Raw genomic sequence first — 19,862 nt, 5'->3', positions numbered from 1 at the left:
ATCATCAAGGTAGGTTGAATAGGGTCACAGCCGCGCCTGTTGGCGACCGTGACGGGCTTCCTGCATGGTTTCCAGGATGCGGTGATAGTTGTGGAAGCGATCGGCGCTGATGGCGCCACTGTCGACGGCGGCCCGCAGGGCGCAGCCGGGATCGTCCTTGTGGGTGCAGTCGCGGAACTTGCAGCCACCCAGGTAGTCGCGAAACTCGACGAAGCACCAGGTGATGCGGTCGGCTTCCAGATGCCAGAGGGCGAACTCGCGGATCCCGGGGGAGTCGATGAGATCGCCGCCGCTCGGGAAGTGGTAGAGCCGCGCCGTGGTGGTGGTGTGCTGGCCGAGCCCCGAGTTTTCGGAGATCTCGCCGGTCAATACATCCAGCCCCGGCATCAGGGCGTTGGTAAGGGACGACTTGCCGACCCCGGACTGGCCGACGAAGATGCTGATCTTGTCGGTCAGAGCGGCTTTCAGCTCATCGAGCCCTTCGCCGCTCTCGCAGCTTACCAGCAACACCTCGTAACCGAGCTTGCGGTAGGTTTCGAGCTGGCGCTCGATACGGGCACGGGCCGCGTCATCGAGCATGTCGACCTTGTTCAGCACGATCAGGGGGCGGATCTCCACGTCCTCGGCGGCCACCAGATAGCGGTCGACGATGTTGGTGGAGAACTCGGGCATCACCGCCGAGACGATGATGATCTGGTCGATGTTGGCGGCGATGGGTTTGACCCCGTCGTAGAAGTCCGGCCGGGTCAGCACCGAGTGACGCGGATGCACCGCCTCGATGACGCCGGCAGTCGCGGCATTGAGGCCGGGACGCCACACCACCTTGTCGCCGCACACCAGGCTGCTGATGCTGCTGCGCCGCAGGTTGCTGCGGTGGATGGCACCATCGCTTGCCTCGACGTCTGCGTGCTGACCAAAACGGCTGATCACCACCCCTTCGATGGCCGGGCCAAACAGGGTGTCATCTACCACTGTGGTGTGCTCTTTTTGCAGCCGCCGCTCGCGGTTGGCCTGGACGCGCCTTTGTTGACCCAGATTGAGTTTTGCTTTCTTTGCCACTCGATTCGCCAGTTTATGAACAGATCCAAAGCCAGTATGATACATGCAAATTGGCAAAATTCCGCCATTCCTCCCAATAGAGAGAGCAATCATGACAGTCAGCGCGCAGAACCTGGTATGGATCGACATGGAGATGACGGGTCTGGACCCCGAGCAGAATGTGGTACTGGAGATCGCCACCATAGTCACCGACAAGGACCTGAACGTGCTGGCCGAGGGGCCGGTCATCGCCATTCACCAGAGCGATGAAGAGCTGGCCAAGATGGACGACTGGAACGTCAACACCCATACCAACAGCGGTCTGGTGGCCCGGGTCAAGGCGAGCCAGCACGATGAGGCGAAAGCCGTCGCCGAGACCCTCGAGTTCATTCGCCAGTGGGTGCCGGAGCGTACCAGCCCGTTGTGCGGCAACAGTATCGGCCAGGATCGTCGCTTCATGGTCAAGCACATGAGCGATCTGGAAGCCTTCTTCCACTATCGCAACGTCGACGTCAGCACCATCAAGGAGTTGGTGCGCCGCTGGCAGCCGGCGCTGCTGGACCAGTTCAAGAAGAGCGGTACCCATCAGGCGCTGGACGACATCCGCGAATCCATTGCCGAACTGCAGTTTTACCGCAGCCACGTCTTCAAGATCTGAGTCTGCGGCAAGGGCTTGTGGTCTCCCGGTTGTTAAAATCGACAGTTCGACCAGCTTTTGAGCGAACGCACGCAACCAGACAAAAAAGCCCTTGCAATTGGAATGTCTGCTCTTATAATTCGGCTCCCGTACAGTAGCGCAAGCAACCAAATGCTGTACGGCCGTTTTAAGGTAGTTGCGGGAATAGCTCAGTTGGTAGAGCACGACCTTGCCAAGGTCGGGGTCGCGAGTTCGAGTCTCGTTTCCCGCTCCAAAAAGTTTGCTGATGACGTTCCGATGCGGGAATAGCTCAGTTGGTAGAGCACGACCTTGCCAAGGTCGGGGTCGCGAGTTCGAGTCTCGTTTCCCGCTCCAATCATCAGCACAGCCTCAAGACAACCTAATGTTGCGGGAATAGCTCAGTTGGTAGAGCACGACCTTGCCAAGGTCGGGGTCGCGAGTTCGAGTCTCGTTTCCCGCTCCAAAAATTTGTAAGTGACATTCCGTTGCGGGAATAGCTCAGTTGGTAGAGCACGACCTTGCCAAGGTCGGGGTCGCGAGTTCGAGTCTCGTTTCCCGCTCCAATCACTTGCAGATGACATCCTGTTGCGGGAATAGCTCAGTTGGTAGAGCACGACCTTGCCAAGGTCGGGGTCGCGAGTTCGAGTCTCGTTTCCCGCTCCAATCTCTCTCCCCCAAGCTCACGAACCCAATCTCTCTTCGAAGTTCTCATCATCCCTTTGAATTGCCCATTACATCGCGCCGCGATGATTTGTCGTACCCGGCGTTCAGCCAGATCAGGCCCATGTCTTCTGTAGCCGCTTCGTGCGCAGGTGCTGGGGAGGGCTGTGGTTATAGGCAAGCTTATGATTGTCGTGGGGAGGGTTGCTGTTGCTGCGGGCAGGCTTGTGAGCGTGGCGGGGAAGGGGAAACGGCGGGCAAAAAAATAGGAGGGCCGATGGCTCCTCCTACAGGCTCACTGGCGTGGCTTAGAGCAGGGTAACGTTCTCAGCCTGAGGGCCTTTTTTGCCCTGGGTCACAGTGAACTGGACTTTTTGACCTTCAGCCAGGGTCTTGAAACCGGCGCTCTGGATGGAGGAGAAGTGAACGAAAACGTCCGGTCCCTGGGATTGCTCGATGAAGCCAAAACCCTTGGTCTCATTGAACCATTTTACTTGGCCGGTGCGAATGTCAGACATGTGGTAAGTCCTATCTATAACAAAATGAAACTAAGCCTTGTTGGGCAGCATTTGCCTAGAAATCAGGGGTTGAAGCATGACTGACCACGTCAATTTGTCCCAGTAGCATGTAGAACAATCCCTGTCTAAAGCACAAACGATTGTACGTGAGCGCGATCCCTTGTCAATTTGGCACTTTTCATTTTTTGAGCAAGCTAAAAATATTGTGAACTCAGCGGCTTATTTCATGGATTCAGGTCAAAAAAACGGGAGGCACCAGGCCTCCCGTTGTTTCATTCCTTGAGGGCGAATCCTTCACCCTGTCGGTCGTAGCGGTAGATGGCCTGACCATAGGAGCGGATCTCGACCCGCTGGATGCGGCGGGTGTCATCGATCAGTATGAACACGGCCCGGCCCGATTGCAGGCGGGTCAGCGGCCGATCAGGCCCTTCGATGGCGATCAGGCGGCTGAGCTCGGCGCCCGGCAGCTCGAACTTGCGGAAGATGGAGTAGAGGGTCTCGCCGGCTTGCACGTCGTGCTGCAGCCAGGTGCCATCCACCTTCTCTTCGACCGGTTTGGCAGCAGCCGGTGCACTGCCTGTGGCGCCATTGCCGACGGTGAGGGCCTGCGCCGGTACGGCGATGGGGACCGCCAGCGAACCGGACGGCGCGGCTTTGGGCGCGGGGACTGCCGGCTCCCAGGCCAGCACCAGCAACCAGAGCGGGATCAGGATCAGCAGCCCTATGGTGTGCTTGCGCGGCAGCGGGCTCGCCAGCTTGAACTTGCCTGTTTTGGCTTCCTGGCCGCGTTGGCCAAGTTCACTCATGCCCTGGCCGATGCGTTGACGCAGGGGCAGGGTGGCGGCATTGATACGATGGAGCAGGGATCCTTGTGATTCGTCTTGGCGACGCTGCTGGGCTCGTCTGTTGTGGCCACGGGGGCGACGGTCCGGGGTGGGCACGGCATTTACCTCTCACTACATTGCCTGCCATCAGGCAAATTCGTGCCTATGGTAAACGGACTCGCCCCCGAGGGGGAGAGTCCTGAGGTGGAAAATTATCAGCTGAGACGAAATTGTCCCAGTAATTGCTGTAAACGCTCGGCCGCCTGGCGCAACGCCTGGCTGGCTTTGGCCGTTTCGGTCGCATCCAGTGCGATGTCGTTAGCCAGTGCGTTGGTTTTTGACAGGTTGCCGGAGACGGTCTCGGAAACCGAGCTCTGCTCTTCGGCGGCGGAGGCGATCTGGTAGGTCATGTCGTTGATGGTGGAGATGGCCTGATAGATGCTGCCGAGCGCCTCTTCTGCCAGATCCGCCTCACCCACCGCCTGATGGGTCAGCTGCTGGCTCTGGTTGATAGCGTTGACCGCGTTGGCCGAGCTGTGGCGGATCTTCTCGATCAGCTCCTGGGTATTCTGTACCGCCTGCTGGGTGTTGCCCGCCAGCTTGCGAACCTCGTCGGCCACCACCGCAAAGCCGCGGCCCTGCTCGCCGGCCCGGGCCGCCTCGATGGCGGCGTTCAGCGCGAGTAGGTTGGTCTGATCGGCGATCCCCTGAATGACGGTGAGGATGCTGGTGATCTGCTCGCTGTCGTGGGCCAGCCCCTCGACCACCTCGGCACCCTTGCCGGCCTCGGCGGCCACCTTGTGCATCGACTGGATCACCTGCTGGAAGCGGACCTTGCCCTGATCCGCCGCCCCCTGGGCCTGCTTGGCCGAGTCGGCGGTGTTGTTGGCGTGGGTCGCCACCTCTTGGCTGACGTAGGACATCTCCTGTACCGCAGTCAGCATCTGCTCCATCTCCGCCTGGTGGTGCTGCAGGTTGGTATCGGTCTGGCCGGCGATGCGATCGGTGTCGCCGGCGTGACGGTTGACCTCGCTGGCGGTCTTGAGCACATCCCCCAGCAGCACCTGCAGCTTGTCGATAAAGCGGTTGATGCCCTTGGCCAAATCCCCCAGTTCATCGCGGGACTGGGTATTGAGCCGCTTGGTGAGATCTCCCTCGCCATCGGCGATGTCATTCACCAGGCTGACCATCTGGCGGATGGGGCCGGTGATGCTGCGGGCAATGACCAGCATGGTGGCCAGCGCCAGCACCAGCACGACGACGGCGCCCACCAGTTGCTGGGTCATGGCGGCCCGGTTCATGTCGCTCAGCTGGGCTTCCAGCTGGTCGGCCCCGGCCAGCACTACCTTGTAGGGCAGGGTGACGATGATGGCCCAGTTGCGGCTCATGCCAGGCACCGCGATGGGCACCGAGATACGAAACGCATCGTCGAGCTCCTGGCGCTGAACCTCGGGTTTGAGGTACTGCTGCCAGCCGTTGCCAAGCAGCTTGTCGGCGCGGCTGCCGAGCAGGCTGGCATCACCGCTGGTGCCGGTGATGACGCCGGCGGCGCTGACGATCAGGGTCTCTCCCTTGCCGTCATAGATGTTGCTGTTGAGGGACTGGGCCTGACGGCTGATGGAGTCCACCGCCAGATCGAGCGCGGCGATCCCCTTGAACTGGCCGCCCACCATGATGGGGGTGGTGATGGTGCTCACCAGCACCTGCTGGCCGTTGATGTCCACCTTGAAGGGATCGATGAGGCAGGAGCGTCCCTCTCGTTTCGGGCAGGCGTAGTAGTCGTTGGCCGGATTGCCGAACTCATCCGGATCGCTCTTCTCGATGGAGAGCAGCAGGTCGGTGCCGATGCTCTCCTTGTCGCGATAGAAATAGGGCACGAAGCGCCCCTTGCTGTCACTGCCCAGCGCCGTCTGGCCGGCGAAGCTGGCATCCTGGCCGTCGAAGCCGTTGGGTTCGAAGCCGGCGAAGGCGCCGTAGAGCTGGGGTTCGAGGGAGAGCTGGGCCTTGAGCAGGTCGGTGGCCTGCTGGCGATCCAGCGGCAGTTTGCCCTCCTGCTGCAGGGCGAGGGCACTGGCCATCTGCTGGGTATAGGAGAGCCCCTTTTGCAGCAGCTGGGTGATGGTGGCGGCCTCGGCACGGGCGTTGGCGCTGACCTTCTGCCATGCCTCCTGCTGCAGGGCGGCGCGGCTGGAGCTGATGGTCAGCTTCTGGGTCTGTTGACCCGAGTACTGGTTGAGCAGGATCAGGATGACCAGGGCGGCGGTCATGGCGATCCCGGCCATCACCAGAATGCGATTCTGGATAGAACGGAACTGCATCGTCTCTTCCTTGTTGGTGAGCGTTATTTGGATATCGGCCGGAGGAGGCAGCTCTCCAACACTTGTCATAGCAAAACGGAAACCGGGATTTTGTTTTGCGATCCCCTTCAAATATCAGGCGGCAAGCGGCTGGGACGCCTGTGCAACCCCCTACTTTTGCCCGCTGCGGCTGCATGGTTTTCCCATCCGTCATTGTCGGTGCTAAAATGCGACGGTTTTTTTAACGAATTGGCCCAAGGCCCTCTACACAAGGCTTAAAGATGAAAGTCAAAACCCGTTTTGCTCCCAGCCCGACCGGCTTTTTGCATGTCGGCGGTGCCCGTACCGCACTCTATTCCTGGTTGTTTGCAAAGAACCAGGGCGGTGAGTTCGTGCTGCGTATCGAGGATACCGACCTGGAACGTTCCACTCAGGAGGCGATCGACGCCATCATTGAGGGCATGGAATGGCTGGAGCTGAACTGGGATGAGGGCCCCTACTACCAGACCAAGCGCTTCGATCGCTACAACGGCCTGATCGACGAGATGCTGGCTGACGGCCGCGCCTACAAGTGCTACTGCTCCAAGGAGCGGCTGGAAGCGCTGCGCGAAGGCCAGATGGCCAACGGCGAGAAGCCCCGCTATGACGGCAAGTGCCGCGACCATGCCCACGATCACCCGGCCGATGCGCCGCACGTCATTCGCTTTCGCAACCCGACCGAAGGCTCCGTGGTGTTCGATGACCACGTCCGTGGCCGCATCGAGTTCGCCAACACCGAGCTCGACGATCTGATCATCCGTCGTACCGATGGTGCGCCGACCTACAACTTCTGCGTGGTGGTCGATGACTGGGACATGGAGATCACCCACGTGGTGCGTGGCGAAGACCACATCAACAACACCCCGCGCCAGATCAACATCTACAAGGCGCTGAATGCGCCGGTACCTGAGTTTGCCCACGTCTCCATGATCCTGGGTGACGACGGTGCCAAGCTCTCCAAGCGCCACGGTGCAGTCTCCGTGATGCAGTACCGCGACGATGGCTACCTGCCGGAAGCGCTGCTGAACTATCTGGTGCGTCTGGGTTGGTCCCACGGCGATCAGGAGATCTTCAGCCTGGAAGAGATGATCAAGCTGTTCAGCCTGGATGCCATCTCCAAGTCTGCCTCCGCCTTCAACACCGACAAGCTGCTGTGGCTGAACAACCACTACATGCGCAGTCTGGATCCGGCTTACGTTGCCAAGCATCTGGCATGGCACATGGAAAACCAGAAGATCGACACCAGCAATGGCCCGGCGCTGGCCGACGTGGTGACCCTGCTGGCCGAGCGCTGCAACACCCTGGTCGAGATGGCCGCCCAGAGCCGCTACCTGTTCGAAGAGTACGAAGCGATTGACGAAGCGGCTGCCAAGAAGCACCTGCGCGGGGTTGCGGCCGAGCCGCTGACCCTGGCCAAGGCCAAGCTGGCTGCCCTGGATAGCTGGACCACCGAAGCGCTGCACGAGCTGATTGAAGCCACTGCTGCCGAGCTGGGCCAGGGCATGGGCAAGGTCGGCATGCCGCTGCGCGTGGCGGTCACCGGTCTGGGTCAGTCCCCAGGCATCGACGCAGTGATGGCGCTGGTGGGCAAGGAGCGCGTTCTGGCGCGTATCGACCGCGCTCTGGCGTATATCGAAGCGCGCATGGCTGCCGAGTAAGCTTGCCGTCGCACATTGCCGTCACCGGTCTGGGGTAATCTATCCCCCGCCATCGACGCCGTGATGGCGCTGGTGGGTAAGGAGCGAGTACTGGCCCGCATCGACCGCGCTTTGGCGTATATCGAAGCGCGCATGGCTGCCGAGTAAGCTTGCCGTCGCACATTGCCGTCACCGGTCTGGGGTAATCTCTCCCCTGGCATCGACGCCGTGATGGCGCTGGTGGGCAAGGAGCGGGTACTGGCCCGCATCGACCGCGCCCTAGCGTACATCGAAGCGCGCATGGCCGCCGAATAAGCGCCAGCCAGTGCTTGAGAAAGGGCTCCCGTATGGGGGCCCTTTGTTTTTGGCCAAAGGCCGGTTTTGTGACATAAAACAGCGAGATAGCTGTGTCATTGCCGGTTAAATCGGCTAACTGCTTGAATTTTGACTAAACGCGCGAATCGGCGTTATTTTTGGGTTGACAGCAAAGCGGTCGGTGCCTATCATGCGCCTCCGTTGCCGGAGATAACTTTGGTAGCGCCGAGGTGAGTTGGGGTTATAGCTCAGCTGGGAGAGCGCTTGCATGGCATGCAAGAGGTCCGCGGTTCGATCCCGCGTAGCTCCACCAAATTCTCCTCGAACAATCTGGAATCCAAGGGGTTATAGCTCAGCTGGGAGAGCGCTTGCATGGCATGCAAGAGGTCCGCGGTTCGATCCCGCGTAGCTCCACCAGGTTCCTGATTGAAATGAAGTACCCAGGGCAGTGCGGTGTGTATCACCCAGGCCGACCTTTGTGGGGTTATAGCTCAGCTGGGAGAGCGCTTGCATGGCATGCAAGAGGTCCGCGGTTCGATCCCGCGTAGCTCCACCATTATTGAGGATGAATGGCCGCCAGAACCATTCATTCAGTGCCGAATTTGGGGTTATAGCTCAGCTGGGAGAGCGCTTGCATGGCATGCAAGAGGTCCGCGGTTCGATCCCGCGTAGCTCCACCATCTTTCGTAACGAAAGTAGAAAAGGCCACCGCACTGCGGTGGCCTTTTTGTTTTGCGCTCGGCACACCGATCGTGCCGGCCGGCCAATAAAAAGCCCGCATCGCTGCGGGCTTTTGGTTTGATGGCGATGAGTCATCAGCCGTGGCGACGACGCCAGGCCAGCGGCAGCAGCGCCAGCAGCAGGGCACCCATGGCTCCGCCACCGCCGTTGCTCTCCTCTTTCAGCTTGAGGTCGACGATGATGGGGTCGTGGTCGGAGGCGCTGAACGGGTTGTCCGACTTGATCATGTCGCCGGTGAAGTCCCGGCCGTATTCGAACAGGTTGCTCTCGAACGAGTTGATGTGCCAGTCGGCCACGGCGATCACCTTGCCGGCCAGCGCCGGGTTGGCGAGGGCATAGTCCAGGGTGCCGAGCTCGGCCTCGTAGCTGTAGGAGATGGCCTTCTCCTTGTTGAATTTGACGTTCATGTCCACCAGGCCGTAGCTCTTGGCCACTTCGCTGCCGGTCTGCTCAAAGACCTTGTCACCGAGGAAGGTCTGGGAGGCGGAGACTATCTTGCGCTGACCGTCGGTCGGCACATAGTCGGTCAGCACCCGGATCGCATCTTCCCGGGCGTAGGAGTTGAAGTCGCCCACCAGCAGCACCTGGCCGGGTAGCTTGCTCACCGCGTCGCCCAGCACCTTGGCGGCACTGACCCGGAACTCGGTGCACTTGCCCTGCAGATCGGCCGGCTCCTTGCCGTCCAGGTTCTCGAGGCAGCCTGAACCCTTGGACTTCAGGTGGTTGACCACCAAGGTCAGCGGATCCTTGCTGCCTTCGACGGTGAAGGTCTGTACCAGGGAGTCACGCTGGGAGGCCTGTTTCTCGACCCCTTTGGCATCCAGGTATTTCTGCACCGGCAGGGTGATGACGTTGGCGTCCCCTTGCGGTGCCAGCTTGGCTGGCCGGTAGATCATGGCCACCATGATGGCGTCACCACCGAAGTAGTGCTCGCCCTGCAGCAGCGCCTTGGGCAGGGTGACGAAGGCGTACTGCTTGCCCGCCTCTTTCTGCTGGGCGTTGAGAGCCTGTACCAGGTCGCTGATGGCGGAGTGGCTGTCAAAGCCGTTGTTCTCCATCTCCATCAGGCCGAGCAGGTCGGCATCCATCTCGGTGATGGCATTGACGATCTTGGCGCGCTGTTTCTGGAAATCTTCCAGGTTCTTGGCGCCGCGGTTGCAGCCCTTGGCGCTGTCCGCATCCGCCTGATCCTTGCACAGCACGTTGAGGGCACCGCCCACGCTGGAGTGGCTGGTGAAGTAGTTGAGCACGTTGAAGCTGCCGACGCGCAGATCGGTGCCATCGGCACGGGCCGGGGCGCTCTGGCGGTCGTTGTCGCTGGTGCGCAGCAGATCGCCGGCGGTGATCACCTGATCCTGCGGCACGATCAGCCGGTACTCGTTGTAGCTGTAGCCCACCATGGCGTCCAGATTGACCGGGGCGTCGCCGATGCGCAGGTAACCCTGCTCAGGCTCCCAGGCCGGCAGCCAGGGCAGTTTGCCGTCGGCGGCCTTGAAGTCCGATTCGAGGAACACCCGGTTGCCGGCGTTGGCCTTGGCCAGCGCCTTGGCGGCCTTGCTGTCGGCATCGTGCAGCTGGGTCGGTTTCATCAGCGGCGCCTGGTGGGAGAGCACCAGGTTGTTGCGCCGGGCGGCGTAGTCATAGCTGAAGTTGCGGCTGATTTTGAGCGCGCTGTCGGCATCGAGCCGTACCCGCATCCCTTCGTGGCGCTCTAGCGCCCGGGCCAGGGTTTCGTTTTCCAGCACCCGCAGCGGGATGGCGGCCGGGACCGAGCCCTGGGCGACGACCTGCAGGCGCGGGGTGCCGCTGTCAAATACCGGTTTGAGCTGGGTGTGGTTGTAATACTCCTCGACCTTGGCCTCCAGGCAGACTTCGGCACCCGGCTTGATGTCCGGGTACTTGCTGGCGAAGTTCTTGTCGTTCAGGAAGACGAAGATGCCGTCTGAGGTCTGGGGGTTGCCGTCACCCTGCACATCCAGCAGGTAGAATCCAATCCGATCATTGCTCTTGTTGAGCGCATCGCCGAGGCCAGAGACCACCGCCTTGACCGTGACGCTCTGGGGGCTTTCGAACTTGTCGGCGGGAATGAGCGGGCTCTTGTCGCCGCTGCCCTGAATGACCGGGATCGGGGTGAGGGCACTGTCGGCCGGGCAGCTGAAGCCGGCGGCATAGACGGACGGGGAGGCGAGCGCAAGCCCCACGGCCAGCGACAGCAGGGTACGTGTTCCTTTCATAACTGTTCCTTTTTTATTTTTTGCCAGTGTTTCCATAGCCTTGGCGCATCGGCCAAGGGCGCGCATTGTCACATTTCTGGCATGTCATACCAGTGAGCCAACGCACATTACGGGGATACAAATGAGGGCAATGCCGGTTTTTTTGACTTGGCTAACAGTATGAAATTAATGACAAAACAGTTATTTCGTCGCGTCAGTGAAAATGTGATCTGGCTGTCATCCACATATTTTTCCTCGAGAATGAAGATTGAGACTCGGCTGGTTGATTCCTATACTCGGCTTGTTCCTCACGGAACCCAGGTAAAGGGCAAACCGGTCGAGATGCCGGGACGCAATGCCTCCGGTCTTCAGATCGTGCGATCCAGATAGCGGGGCTTCCCAGGGTGAGGGTGACGTTTGTGGCAGGTCCATTGCCAGTTGTCTGCGCCCATCACGCAGGTTGCGCTTGTTCTTTGCCTTGGTGACCAATGCCAAGACAAAACAAGGAAGATAACAATATGCAACAGACCCTAAGGCCCAGCAGGCTTGCCATGCTGGTGGCTTTGGCTGCCATGCCCGCCTGGGCACAGGCCGCCTATCCCGCCTATCAGGCCGGTACCGCCTACAAGGCCGGCGACATCGTCAGCAACGTCGGCAATCTCTATGAGTGCAAAGAATTTCCCTACTCCGGTTGGTGCGGGGCCTCGCCCTATCACTACGCCCCCGGGGTGGGTGTGGTCTGGGCCGATGCCTGGAAACTCTATGGTGGGGACGTGCCGCCCCCGGCGCTCGGCGTAGCCGTCAGCTCGCCGGCTGCCGGCGCCAGTTTCAACGAGGGGGCCAGCGTCGCGCTGGCGGTGACCCTGAGCGGCCCGGTGACGGCGCTGGTTCGGGTGGAATACCTCATCGACGGCAAGCTGGTGGCCACGGCGAGCGCCTCGCCCTGGAACGGCAGCTGGAGTGCCGCCGGTGTCGGTGCCCACGCCCTCAAGGCACGGGCATTGGATAAAGATGGTAAGGTGCTGAGCGAGGCGGATTCGAGCTTCAACGTCGCCGCCGTGGTGGCGCCAGAGGCGCCCAAGGTGAGCATCAGCAGCCCGGCCAGCGGCGCCAAGGTGACCCTGGGTCGCAGCGTGGCGGTGAGCGGCAACGTCACCGATGCCAACAACGACGTCGCCAAGGTCGAGCTGTTCGTCGATGGCAAGAAGGTGGGCGAAGACACCAGTGCCCCCTGGCAGGTGAACTGGACGCCCCAGAGCAAGGGGCTGGCCGGCCTCAAGCTGGTGGCGACCGACAAGGAGAACCTGAGCGGCGAATCGAACCAGGTCGACGTGCAGGTGGAAGAGGCGGCCCTGCCGCCCACCGGTGGCAACCTCTCCTGCGATATCCGCCAGATCTACCGCCCGGACGGTTACGAGTGCATGGGGGATGACCACGCCCGTCGGGTCATCGGCTACTTCACCTCCTGGCGCACCGGCAAGAACGGCTTGCCCTCCTATCTGGTGAGCGACATCCCCTGGGACAAGATCACCCACATCAACTATGCCTTCGCGGCGGTGGACGAGCAGAGCCACACCATCAAGGTGGACGACTCGGCGACCAAGATGACCTGGGACGGCGTGCCAGGTGCCGAGATGGATCCGGAGTTTGCCTACAAGGGCCACTTCAACCTGCTGTCGAAGTACAAGAAGCAGTATCCGGACGTGAAGACCCTGATCTCGGTGGGGGGCTGGGCCGATACCCGCGGCTTCTATACCGCCACCACCAAGGGTGACTGCTCGGTCAACAGAGACGGCATCAACGCCTTTGCCAACTCGGCGGTGAGCTTCATCCGTCAGTACGGCTTTGACGGGGTCGACGTCGACTACGAATACCCCACCTCCATGAAGGATGCGGGCAACCCCAACGACTTCCCGCTCTCCAACCAGTGCCGCGGCAAGCTGTTTGCCAATTACAAGGTGCTGATGCAGACCCTGCGCAGCAAGCTCGACAGCGCCGGCAGCGAGGATGGTCGCAAGTACATGCTGACCATCGCCTCGCCGGCCTCGGCCTACCTGCTGCGCGGCATGGAGAACTTCCAGGTCACCCAGTACCTCGACTACGTCAACCTGATGACCTACGACTTCCACGGCGCCTGGAACAACTTCGTCGGTCACAACGCCGCCCTGTTTGACAACAAGGCGGATGCCGAACTCGCCCACTGGGGTGTCTATACCCAGAGCCAGTTTGGCGGTATCGGCTACCTCAACGCGGCCTGGTCTGCCCATTACTTCCGTGGCGCCCTGGCGGCCGGCAAGATCAACGTGGGCGTGCCTTACTACACCCGCGGCTGGCAGGGGGTCAGCGGCGGCACCCACGGCCTGGCCGGCAAGGCAGCCCTGCCGAGCCAGAGCGATTGTCAGCCGGGTACCGGTGGCAGCACCATTCCGTGCGGCAACGGGGCGGTCGGCATCGACAACATCTGGCACGATCTCGACAAGAACGGCAAGGAGATCGGCGGTGGCGCCGTGCCCATGTGGCATGCCAAGAACCTGGAGAATGCCGCCAGCCTGGGTATCACCACCATGCCGAGCTACGGCCAGGCCTGGGGTCTGGATCCCAACAACCCGGCTCACGTGATGCAGGGCAAGTATGTGCGTTACTACGATGACAAGGCGCAGGCGCCCTGGCTGTGGAACGAAGAGAAGAAGGTGTTCCTCTCCACCGAAGATGAAGAGTCCATGGGCCACAAACTCGACTACATCATCAAGCGGGGTCTGGGTGGGGTCATGTTCTGGGAGATGGCGGGTGACTACGCCTTCGATCCGGCCAAGAACGAGTACGGCATGGGCAGCACGCTGACCACGCTCGCTTACGAGAAGTTCGCCAAGGCAGCCAAGTACAACACCCAGCAGAACGATCTGGCGGCGCCAACCGCCCAGCTCGACATCGCGGTGAGCCTCTCCGGCTTCAAGGAGGGGGATTCCAACTACCCGATCAACCCGACCCTGAAGCTCACCAACAACTCGACCCAGACCATTCCGGGCGGTACTCGCATCGAGTTCCTGGTGCCCACCTCCACCTCCGACACCATCACCGACCAGAGCGGGATGGGGCTGAAAGTGGTGGAGAGCGGTGGCAACCAGAACTCCGACGGCATCGCCAATGAGAAGGACTTCCACAAGGCGGCCTTTACGCTGCCGACCTGGAAGGCATGGGCGCCGGGCAGCGACGTGGAAGTGGCGATGACCTACTATCTGCCGGCCGCCGGTGTACCGAGTGGTATCCGTATCATCAGCGGCACCCAGACCGCCGGCCTCAAGGCCGAGTTCCCGACCCTGCCGGAGGCCGTATTGGGCAGCAGTGGTGGCGGCGAGAACCCGGGCGGTACTACCTGCAGCAGCCAGAACGTCAACCCGGCCGCCTACAAGGCCTATCCGACCTGGCCGCAGGGGGATCATGCCAACGGTGGTGACCGGATGACCAACAACAAGGCGGTGTGGCAGGCCAACTGGTGGACCAGCAGCGAGCCCAAGGCGAGCGATGGCAGCTGGAAGCTGGTATGCAGCTACTGATGACCGTTTGAGGGGCAGGCCGGCACTCTGCCTAGCCTGTCCTCTCGCAAGGCAATGACCCAATCCGGAGCCCAGGCTCCGGATTTTTTTATGGCGCGATGACAAAGGTAGGGACATAAAAAAGACCGCTCCGGGGAGCGGCCAATTGCCACCAAGGCAATCTGCGGGGTGACCCCCTTGTTGCTGATCGGCAGGGCGGGGAGGGTGCCCGTCCTGCCGGGTGTCATTGCGTGCCATGCCGGGAACAGATTCCCCCGGGCCGGCACGCCTGGGTTGCTTATTGGGTGACGGCGCCGCCCTGCTGCTCTTTCAAGAAGCTGATCCAGGGTGACGCGCGGCCACTGACGTTGCCGTTCTGGGCAGCCTGAGTGAAGGCGGAGAGCGCTTCCTTCGGTTTTTGCTGCTCAAAATAGGCGACCCCGGTCAGGAACTTCAGATCCGCCCGCTGCTCGCCGCTGGCATTGGCGGCGGGCTTGGCGGCGAAGGCCACCAGATCCTGGTAGCGCTTGCTCTGGATCATCATGTGCGCCATCTTGAGCTGCAGCTCGGCATTGGGGGCCAGCTTGTAGGACTTGGCCAGGGTATCGATGGCCGGGTCCAGCTCCTTGGCCTGGTGCCAGTAGTTGGCCAGCGCCTTGTAGTTGGCCGCGTTGCTCTCGATGGTCCCCTCCTTCATCGCCTTCTCCATCACGCGGGCGGCGCGGTGGGGAATGCCGGCGAAGGCCAGGTAGTTGGCCAGACGCTGCAATTCGGCCGCCTCGGTCAGCATGCCGAGGTTGTAGGCCCCCTCCAGCGCCGCCAGCGCCTTGGCATCGTTGCCCGCCTGCATGTGCATGGCAGAGAGCTGGGTCCAGTACTTCTTCTTCTCCGGATACCTGTCGATGAGGGCGGTGAGCACCTCGGTGGCCGGCTTGTACTGTTTCAGCTCGTAGTGGGCCGCCATCTTGAGCAGGTACCAGGACTCGGGTGCCTTGCCCCCCGACAGCTTGATGGCCTGATCCACCGCCGGTATGGCGTCCTTGTACTGCTTGAGCTGTACATGGGCGTTGGCCAGCGTGATGTAGGCGTGCGGGGTCGGCTTCTCGTCCTTGCCAAGGCTCGCGAACCACTGGTTCATGGTGCTGATGGAGGCCTTGAAGTTGCCCTCCGCCATGTAGAGCTGGGCCAGGTTGTAGCGCACCTGCTGGGCCACCGGTTGCGGCAGCCCGCCGGTGGCGATGGCATCGGCGAAGTACTTGGTCGCCTGGCCGTACTTCTCCTGTTGCGCCGCCACGAAGCCCAGGGTCTGCAGTATCACCCCCTTGTCGTAGACCCGTTCGCCGACGCCGGACAGGGCATCCTGCAGCTTGGCATTCGCCTCGCCGTATTTCTTTTCGGTGATCAACGCCTGCGCCTTGTTGACCGCGCGGTAGGCGCGATCGGAGAGGGCGGGTTGCTCGGCGGCCCAGCTGGCGGTGCTAAGCAGCACCGCCATGGCGACCGGGGCGAGGATCAGGGTATGTAACTTTTTCATCGCCACCTTCCTTAGTTGACCGCAAACTCGATTTCTTGCTGCATGCGGGTGGCCTGCGGCTTGCCATCGACCATGGCCGGCTTGAACGTCCATTTGGCGATGGTCTTGCGGGCCTCCTTGCCGAGGTCGTAGCTGCGTGGCTCTTCCTTGACGATCCGCACGTTGCTGACGGTGCCGCGCTCGGTGACGGTGAACTCCACCAGCACCTTGCCGCTCGCCAGCCCTGCCAGGGCCGCCTTGCGGGGCATCATGGGCTCGAAGGTCGCCATGGGAATGGCGCCGTTGTTGCCCCCCATGCCACCGCCGCCACCACCCGTGCTGTAGGCGCCGAGGGCATTGCCGCCACCGATGTTGACCGGAATGTCGAGCTTGGGCATGTCCATCGGCGAGCTCTCCATCTGCGGCCTGTCCGTGCTGGCCACTTCCATCTCCGGAGGGGGAGGGGGCCGGTTCGGAGGCGGCGGCTTGGGCAGTTCCCGTTGTTTCTCTTGCAGGGTCTCCTGGGGCTTGAGGCGAATGAAGTCGGTCATGGTGACGTCTTCCCTCTCCGTCAGCTCCCGGTGATCCGGCGTGATGAGCTTGTTCATTCCCAGGAACAGGAAGAACACCACCACACAGGAGACCGTAATCGCTATCAGGTATCTCATGGTGCTCGCTCCGGCATCAGCTGCTCTTGCTCGCCGCGATGGAGATGTTCTGGACACCGGCCATGCGGATCTGATCCATGACCTGGACCACCAGACCGGAACGGGATTCGGTATCGGCCTGGATCACCACGGCACTCTCCGGGTTCTCGGCGCGCAGACGCTCGATGTTGGCGCGTACGGCCCCCACCTCGACGACCCGCTTGTCGACCCAGACCTGACCGTTCTCGCGAACCGCGACCATGATGTTCCCCTTCTTCACCGTCTCCGCCGTGCTGGCGCTCGGACGGTTGATCTCCACGCCGGACTCCTTGACGAACGAGGTAGTGACGATGAAGAAGATCAGCATGATGAACACTATGTCCAGCATGGGGGTCAAATCGATGGCCGCCTCATCAGCACCGCTGTCGCTGTGACGTTTTCTCATGGCAAAAACTCCTTGCTTGTTCTGTGCCCCCGCCAGAGCCGGGCTCGGCGGGGGAGTGCATCCTGCATCAACCGTGTTTCAGGTTGTCTTCCAGCTTCTCGACCGCCAGCTTGGCTTTGTGGTCGAGCTGGTTGACAAAAAACAGGCCGGAAAGGGCGGCAATCATGCCCGCCATGGTCGGTACCGTCGCCTTGGAGATGCCCGAGGCCATGGCCCGCGGTGAGCCGGTGCCCGTGATGGCCAGGGTATCGAACACCTGCACCATGCCCACCACGGTGCCGAGCAGCCCCATCAGCGGACAGAGGGCAATCAGCACCTTGATGACCGGCATGCCCTTGTCCACCGCCATGGCGACCCGGGAGACCAGCTCGCGCCGGATCTGCTTGGCCGACCAGGATAGATGGTCGCTGCGAGCCAGCCAGGCGGCCTTGGTCTGTTTCACCTGCTTGGGGTAGACGGTCATGAAGTAGAACCAGCGCTCCAGCAGCAGGGCCCACATCATCAGGGTCAGGAAGAACAGGGCGACCAGTACGTCGCCCCCCAATCCCAGAAACCGGCGGACCGACTCGACTTCTTCAATCAACCAGAACCACATGGTGACTCCTTAGGCTGCGGCTTTGGCGGCGTGCAGATTTTCCTGATAGCGGGCGACGAAGCCGGCACTCTGCTCTTCCAGCACCTGGATGAGACGACGGCTCTGGGTCTGCACGATGGTGTAGAGGAACAGCATGGGCACCGCGACCACCAGACCCTGCATGGTGGTGACCAGGGCCTCGGAGATGCCGCCCGCCATCAGCTTGGGATCGCCGGTGCCGAACAGGGTGATGGCCTGGAAGGTGGCGATCATGCCGACCACGGTACCGAGCAGGCCCAGCAGCGGGGCCACCGAGGCGATCAGCTTGATGATGCTGATGCCCTTCTCGAACTTGGGCACGTTGCGCAGGATGATCTCGTCGAGCTTGGACTCCAGATCCTCGATGTTGTCGCCACGATGGCTCTGATAGGCCTCCAGCATCTCGCCAATGGGGTTGCCCTTGACGATCTTGTCGGATTTCAGCTGCTTGCGCATGGAGCCGCCGATGAGGGAGAGGCGAGTGCCGCAGAACAGCGCCAGCAGGGTGCCGAGCACGCCGAGCACCATGATGACGTAACCCACTTCACCCCCCTGATCGACCCGCTCCTTGAAGGTGGGGGATTGCACCAGCAGGGAAAGGATAACGCCGCGGGACGGATCGACGAAGATGGGCTCGACGGCGCCGCCGCCCTGCTCGAACTTAGCCACCGGCTCCAGCACGCTGTTGTCGGGTTGGCGCGGCAGCTGTTCGAACTTGCCGGTCTCCGGCACGAAGGTCAGGTACTTGCCTTCGGAGACGGTGTTGAACTCCCCGATCTGGGTGACGGTCTTCTCGGCCTGGTTGCCCTCGCCGTAGACCACGGTGGCCGGGATCTGGCTCACCTTGCCGCCATCGACCATGCGGCCGAGGGTGACGGTCCAGAAGGCGGTCAGGTCGTCGCTGGAGGGCAGCTCCTTGCTCTCGGCCAGGCGGGTCAGCAGGGCGGTCTGCTCCGGATGTTCGACCCGGCGGGCAGAGGCGTTGAAGATCCCCTTGAACTCGCCGGCGAACTGGCGCAGCACCCCGAACATCTCGCCCATGTTGCCGGCACGCTGGCGCAGGGTCTCGGTCAGCTCGGTCAGCTGCTTGTCGTTGGCATCGAAGGTGGCCTTGAGCCGCTCACCCTTGGCCGTTTCGGCGGCCAGTTCTGCTTTGGCCTTGGCCAGCAGGGCGGCCTGCTCGTTCTTGTCGGCCAGGAAGCGGGCTTCCCTCTCCTTGTTGAGCTGGGATTCGGTGGTGCTGGCGGCCTTGACCTGATTGAGCAGGGCGTTCAGGTCCACCGGTTTCTCGGCGGCGGTCACCGGCAGGGTGATCAGGGTAGCGCCCGCGATCAGCGAGGCGATGGCAAGTTTGATTCCTTTCATGATGCTTTCTCCGCAGTTTGAACCGGCAGCTTGATGAGGGCGGGGGGCGCCTGCTTCTTGGCGATGCGAAGGCCCTGTTCCACTGCACTGCGATACTCCTGGGGCAACTCTTCCCACTGACGGGTCTTCTTGTTCCACATGCCGGTCTCATTGCCGTCCGGGGACTGGTAGAGCAGGGCGATGCGGCCGACGCGCAGGAACTCGTAGGTCTTCTCGCCGCCATCCTTGGCCAGGCTGGCCTTGTAGGATTCGATGGTGCGGCTGAAGCCCTCCTCGATCTGGTAGGCCTCCAGGATCTTGCGGTACTTCTCGGAGATGGTGACATCGGCCCGGTTCATCAGGTCGGTCAGGGCCGCGACGCGATCCTCCCGCTCGACCTTCTGGAACGGCAGATCCAGCGCCACGAACTGCTCGAGGGAGTCGATCATCTTGAGCATCAGCGGCACCACTTCGGTGCTGGTCTGATCGATCTGGGCGATCTGGCGCTGCATCGAGGCCAGTTCGCTGCTCTGGGAGTCGACCATCTTGCCCACCTGCTCGTTGTAGGTACGCAGGCTGTCGACCTGACGCAGGGCGGCCTTGTACTGGGCGAGGGCGGATTCGGCAGAGTCGGCGTAGTTGTCGATCTTCTGCTGGGACACTTTGGATGCATTGTCGGTGGCGGCTTGAGCGTCCACAGCCTGGCTGGCAGAGGCGGCACTCAGATTGAAGCTGGTCAGCAAGGCAGCAGAAACCAGGCTGCCGAGGAGCGCTTTCTTCATTGTAATTGTCCTTTTTTTCATAGGATTACCCTATCTCCGTAACTT

General features: G+C 61.7%; 14 protein-coding genes, 9 tRNA genes, 1 pseudogene and 1 riboswitch. Of the genes and pseudogenes, 13 read left to right on the top strand and 11 right to left on the bottom strand.

The window, feature by feature from the left end; all coding sequences use genetic code 11:
• Window positions 1-24 precede the first annotated feature (24 nt).
• On the bottom strand, window positions 25-1,059 hold the full coding sequence (rsgA, locus tag R2E40_RS18160) for a small ribosomal subunit biogenesis GTPase RsgA (protein ID WP_039215125.1): 1,035 nt from the start codon (window positions 1,057-1,059) through the stop codon (window positions 25-27).
• Between the two features lie 91 nt (window positions 1,060-1,150).
• Between rsgA and orn the strand changes: the two genes are divergently transcribed.
• The 6 genes from orn (at window position 1,151) to R2E40_RS18130 (ending at window position 2,359) form a co-directional block, all read left to right on the top strand.
• Complete coding sequence (gene orn / locus R2E40_RS18155) at window positions 1,151-1,696, top strand: oligoribonuclease (protein WP_045526077.1); 546 nt, start codon at window positions 1,151-1,153, stop codon at window positions 1,694-1,696.
• 177 nt (window positions 1,697-1,873) lie between these two features.
• A tRNA-Gly gene (locus R2E40_RS18150) sits at window positions 1,874-1,949 on the top strand.
• A gap of 25 nt (window positions 1,950-1,974) precedes the next feature.
• A tRNA-Gly gene (locus R2E40_RS18145) sits at window positions 1,975-2,050 on the top strand.
• Window positions 2,051-2,083: 33 nt separating this feature from the next.
• Window positions 2,084-2,159 (top strand) — tRNA-Gly (locus R2E40_RS18140).
• Window positions 2,160-2,183: 24 nt separating this feature from the next.
• A tRNA-Gly gene (locus R2E40_RS18135) sits at window positions 2,184-2,259 on the top strand.
• A gap of 24 nt (window positions 2,260-2,283) precedes the next feature.
• A tRNA-Gly gene (locus tag R2E40_RS18130) sits at window positions 2,284-2,359 on the top strand.
• A 305-nt stretch (window positions 2,360-2,664) separates the two neighbouring features.
• Here the strand turns inward: R2E40_RS18130 and R2E40_RS18125 are convergent.
• The 3 genes from R2E40_RS18125 to R2E40_RS18115 form a co-directional block, all read right to left on the bottom strand.
• Window positions 2,665-2,874 (bottom strand): cold-shock protein, encoded by a 210-nt coding sequence (locus R2E40_RS18125; protein WP_011707209.1) that lies wholly within the window; start codon window positions 2,872-2,874, stop codon window positions 2,665-2,667.
• A 272-nt stretch (window positions 2,875-3,146) separates the two neighbouring features.
• Window positions 3,147-3,815 carry a LysM-like peptidoglycan-binding domain-containing protein gene (locus R2E40_RS18120; RefSeq protein ID WP_318164067.1) on the bottom strand — a complete coding sequence of 223 codons (669 nt, stop codon included), beginning with the start codon at window positions 3,813-3,815 and terminating at the stop codon, window positions 3,147-3,149.
• Between the two features lie 98 nt (window positions 3,816-3,913).
• On the bottom strand, window positions 3,914-6,016 hold the full coding sequence (locus R2E40_RS18115) for a methyl-accepting chemotaxis protein (protein WP_318164066.1): 2,103 nt from the start codon (window positions 6,014-6,016) through the stop codon (window positions 3,914-3,916).
• A gap of 260 nt (window positions 6,017-6,276) precedes the next feature.
• On the opposite strand from R2E40_RS18115, the gene gltX reads away from it, so the two are divergent.
• The 6 genes and pseudogenes from gltX to R2E40_RS18085 all read left to right on the top strand — a co-directional run bounded on the left by gltX (window position 6,277) and on the right by R2E40_RS18085 (window position 8,666).
• Entirely contained in the window at window positions 6,277-7,692 is a 1,416-nt protein-coding gene (gltX, locus tag R2E40_RS18110) for a glutamate--tRNA ligase (protein ID WP_318164065.1), read from the top strand.
• Between the two features lie 158 nt (window positions 7,693-7,850).
• A pseudogene (locus R2E40_RS18105) lies at window positions 7,851-7,986 on the top strand (glutamyl-tRNA synthetase); the annotation flags it as partial.
• 237 nt (window positions 7,987-8,223) lie between these two features.
• Window positions 8,224-8,299, top strand: a tRNA-Ala gene (locus R2E40_RS18100).
• A gap of 28 nt (window positions 8,300-8,327) precedes the next feature.
• Window positions 8,328-8,403: transfer RNA gene (locus tag R2E40_RS18095), tRNA-Ala, on the top strand.
• A 63-nt stretch (window positions 8,404-8,466) separates the two neighbouring features.
• Window positions 8,467-8,542, top strand: a tRNA-Ala gene (locus R2E40_RS18090).
• Window positions 8,543-8,590: 48 nt separating this feature from the next.
• A tRNA-Ala gene (locus R2E40_RS18085) sits at window positions 8,591-8,666 on the top strand.
• Between the two features lie 135 nt (window positions 8,667-8,801).
• On the opposite strand, the gene R2E40_RS18080 is transcribed toward R2E40_RS18085, so the two are convergent.
• Window positions 8,802-10,961, bottom strand: a complete 2,160-nt coding sequence (locus tag R2E40_RS18080) for an ExeM/NucH family extracellular endonuclease (RefSeq protein WP_318164064.1) — start codon at window positions 10,959-10,961, stop codon at window positions 8,802-8,804.
• A gap of 296 nt (window positions 10,962-11,257) precedes the next feature.
• Window positions 11,258-11,343, top strand: a riboswitch (cyclic di-GMP riboswitch).
• A 115-nt stretch (window positions 11,344-11,458) separates the two neighbouring features.
• Here R2E40_RS18080 and R2E40_RS18075 point away from each other — a divergent pair.
• Window positions 11,459-14,494, top strand: coding sequence for a glycosyl hydrolase family 18 protein (locus tag R2E40_RS18075; RefSeq protein WP_412055134.1), 3,036 nt, complete (start codon window positions 11,459-11,461; stop codon window positions 14,492-14,494).
• Between the two features lie 277 nt (window positions 14,495-14,771).
• Here R2E40_RS18075 and R2E40_RS18070 read toward each other — a convergent pair whose 3' ends face one another.
• From R2E40_RS18070 to R2E40_RS18045, 6 genes are all read right to left on the bottom strand, one after another.
• Window positions 14,772-16,007 (bottom strand): tetratricopeptide repeat protein, encoded by a 1,236-nt coding sequence (locus tag R2E40_RS18070; protein WP_318164063.1) that lies wholly within the window; start codon window positions 16,005-16,007, stop codon window positions 14,772-14,774.
• 11 nt (window positions 16,008-16,018) lie between these two features.
• Complete coding sequence (locus tag R2E40_RS18065; RefSeq protein ID WP_318164062.1) at window positions 16,019-16,654, bottom strand: energy transducer TonB; 636 nt, start codon at window positions 16,652-16,654, stop codon at window positions 16,019-16,021.
• 16 nt (window positions 16,655-16,670) lie between these two features.
• Window positions 16,671-17,078 (bottom strand): ExbD/TolR family protein, encoded by a 408-nt coding sequence (locus R2E40_RS18060; RefSeq protein ID WP_005327075.1) that lies wholly within the window; start codon window positions 17,076-17,078, stop codon window positions 16,671-16,673.
• Between the two features lie 67 nt (window positions 17,079-17,145).
• Window positions 17,146-17,673 carry a MotA/TolQ/ExbB proton channel family protein gene (locus R2E40_RS18055; protein ID WP_286040793.1) on the bottom strand — a complete coding sequence of 176 codons (528 nt, stop codon included), beginning with the start codon at window positions 17,671-17,673 and terminating at the stop codon, window positions 17,146-17,148.
• Window positions 17,674-17,682: 9 nt separating this feature from the next.
• On the bottom strand, window positions 17,683-19,056 hold the full coding sequence (locus R2E40_RS18050) for a MotA/TolQ/ExbB proton channel family protein (RefSeq protein WP_318164061.1): 1,374 nt from the start codon (window positions 19,054-19,056) through the stop codon (window positions 17,683-17,685).
• Window positions 19,053-19,817 (bottom strand): DUF3450 domain-containing protein, encoded by a 765-nt coding sequence (locus R2E40_RS18045; RefSeq protein WP_016351821.1) that lies wholly within the window; start codon window positions 19,815-19,817, stop codon window positions 19,053-19,055. The genes R2E40_RS18050 and R2E40_RS18045 overlap by 4 nt, the downstream gene beginning before the upstream one ends.
• Between the last annotated feature and the right edge of the window lie 45 nt (window positions 19,818-19,862).

This window comes from Aeromonas sp. CD (assembly GCF_033349375.1).
Lineage (GTDB): Bacteria > Pseudomonadota > Gammaproteobacteria > Enterobacterales > Aeromonadaceae > Aeromonas > Aeromonas hydrophila.
This window is presented reverse-complemented; position numbering and strand designations above follow the sequence as displayed.

What these genes read in the sequence shown, in the direction of transcription:
- orn (WP_045526077.1), top strand. Translation starts at nt 1,151, where the DNA reads ATGACAGTCAGCGCGCAGAACCTGGTATGGATCGACATGGAGATGACG.
- R2E40_RS18125 (WP_011707209.1), bottom strand. Translation starts at nt 2,874, where the DNA reads ATGTCTGACATTCGCACCGGCCAAGTAAAATGGTTCAATGAGACCAAG.
- R2E40_RS18115 (WP_318164066.1), bottom strand. Translation starts at nt 6,016, where the DNA reads ATGCAGTTCCGTTCTATCCAGAATCGCATTCTGGTGATGGCCGGGATC.
- gltX (WP_318164065.1), top strand. Translation starts at nt 6,277, where the DNA reads ATGAAAGTCAAAACCCGTTTTGCTCCCAGCCCGACCGGCTTTTTGCAT.
- R2E40_RS18080 (WP_318164064.1), bottom strand. Translation starts at nt 10,961, where the DNA reads ATGAAAGGAACACGTACCCTGCTGTCGCTGGCCGTGGGGCTTGCGCTC.
- R2E40_RS18075 (WP_412055134.1), top strand. Translation starts at nt 11,459, where the DNA reads ATGCAACAGACCCTAAGGCCCAGCAGGCTTGCCATGCTGGTGGCTTTG.
- R2E40_RS18070 (WP_318164063.1), bottom strand. Translation starts at nt 16,007, where the DNA reads ATGAAAAAGTTACATACCCTGATCCTCGCCCCGGTCGCCATGGCGGTG.
- R2E40_RS18065 (WP_318164062.1), bottom strand. Translation starts at nt 16,654, where the DNA reads ATGAGATACCTGATAGCGATTACGGTCTCCTGTGTGGTGGTGTTCTTC.
- R2E40_RS18060 (WP_005327075.1), bottom strand. Translation starts at nt 17,078, where the DNA reads ATGAGAAAACGTCACAGCGACAGCGGTGCTGATGAGGCGGCCATCGAT.
- R2E40_RS18055 (WP_286040793.1), bottom strand. Translation starts at nt 17,673, where the DNA reads ATGTGGTTCTGGTTGATTGAAGAAGTCGAGTCGGTCCGCCGGTTTCTG.
- R2E40_RS18050 (WP_318164061.1), bottom strand. Translation starts at nt 19,056, where the DNA reads ATGAAAGGAATCAAACTTGCCATCGCCTCGCTGATCGCGGGCGCTACC.
- R2E40_RS18045 (WP_016351821.1), bottom strand. Translation starts at nt 19,817, where the DNA reads ATGAAGAAAGCGCTCCTCGGCAGCCTGGTTTCTGCTGCCTTGCTGACC.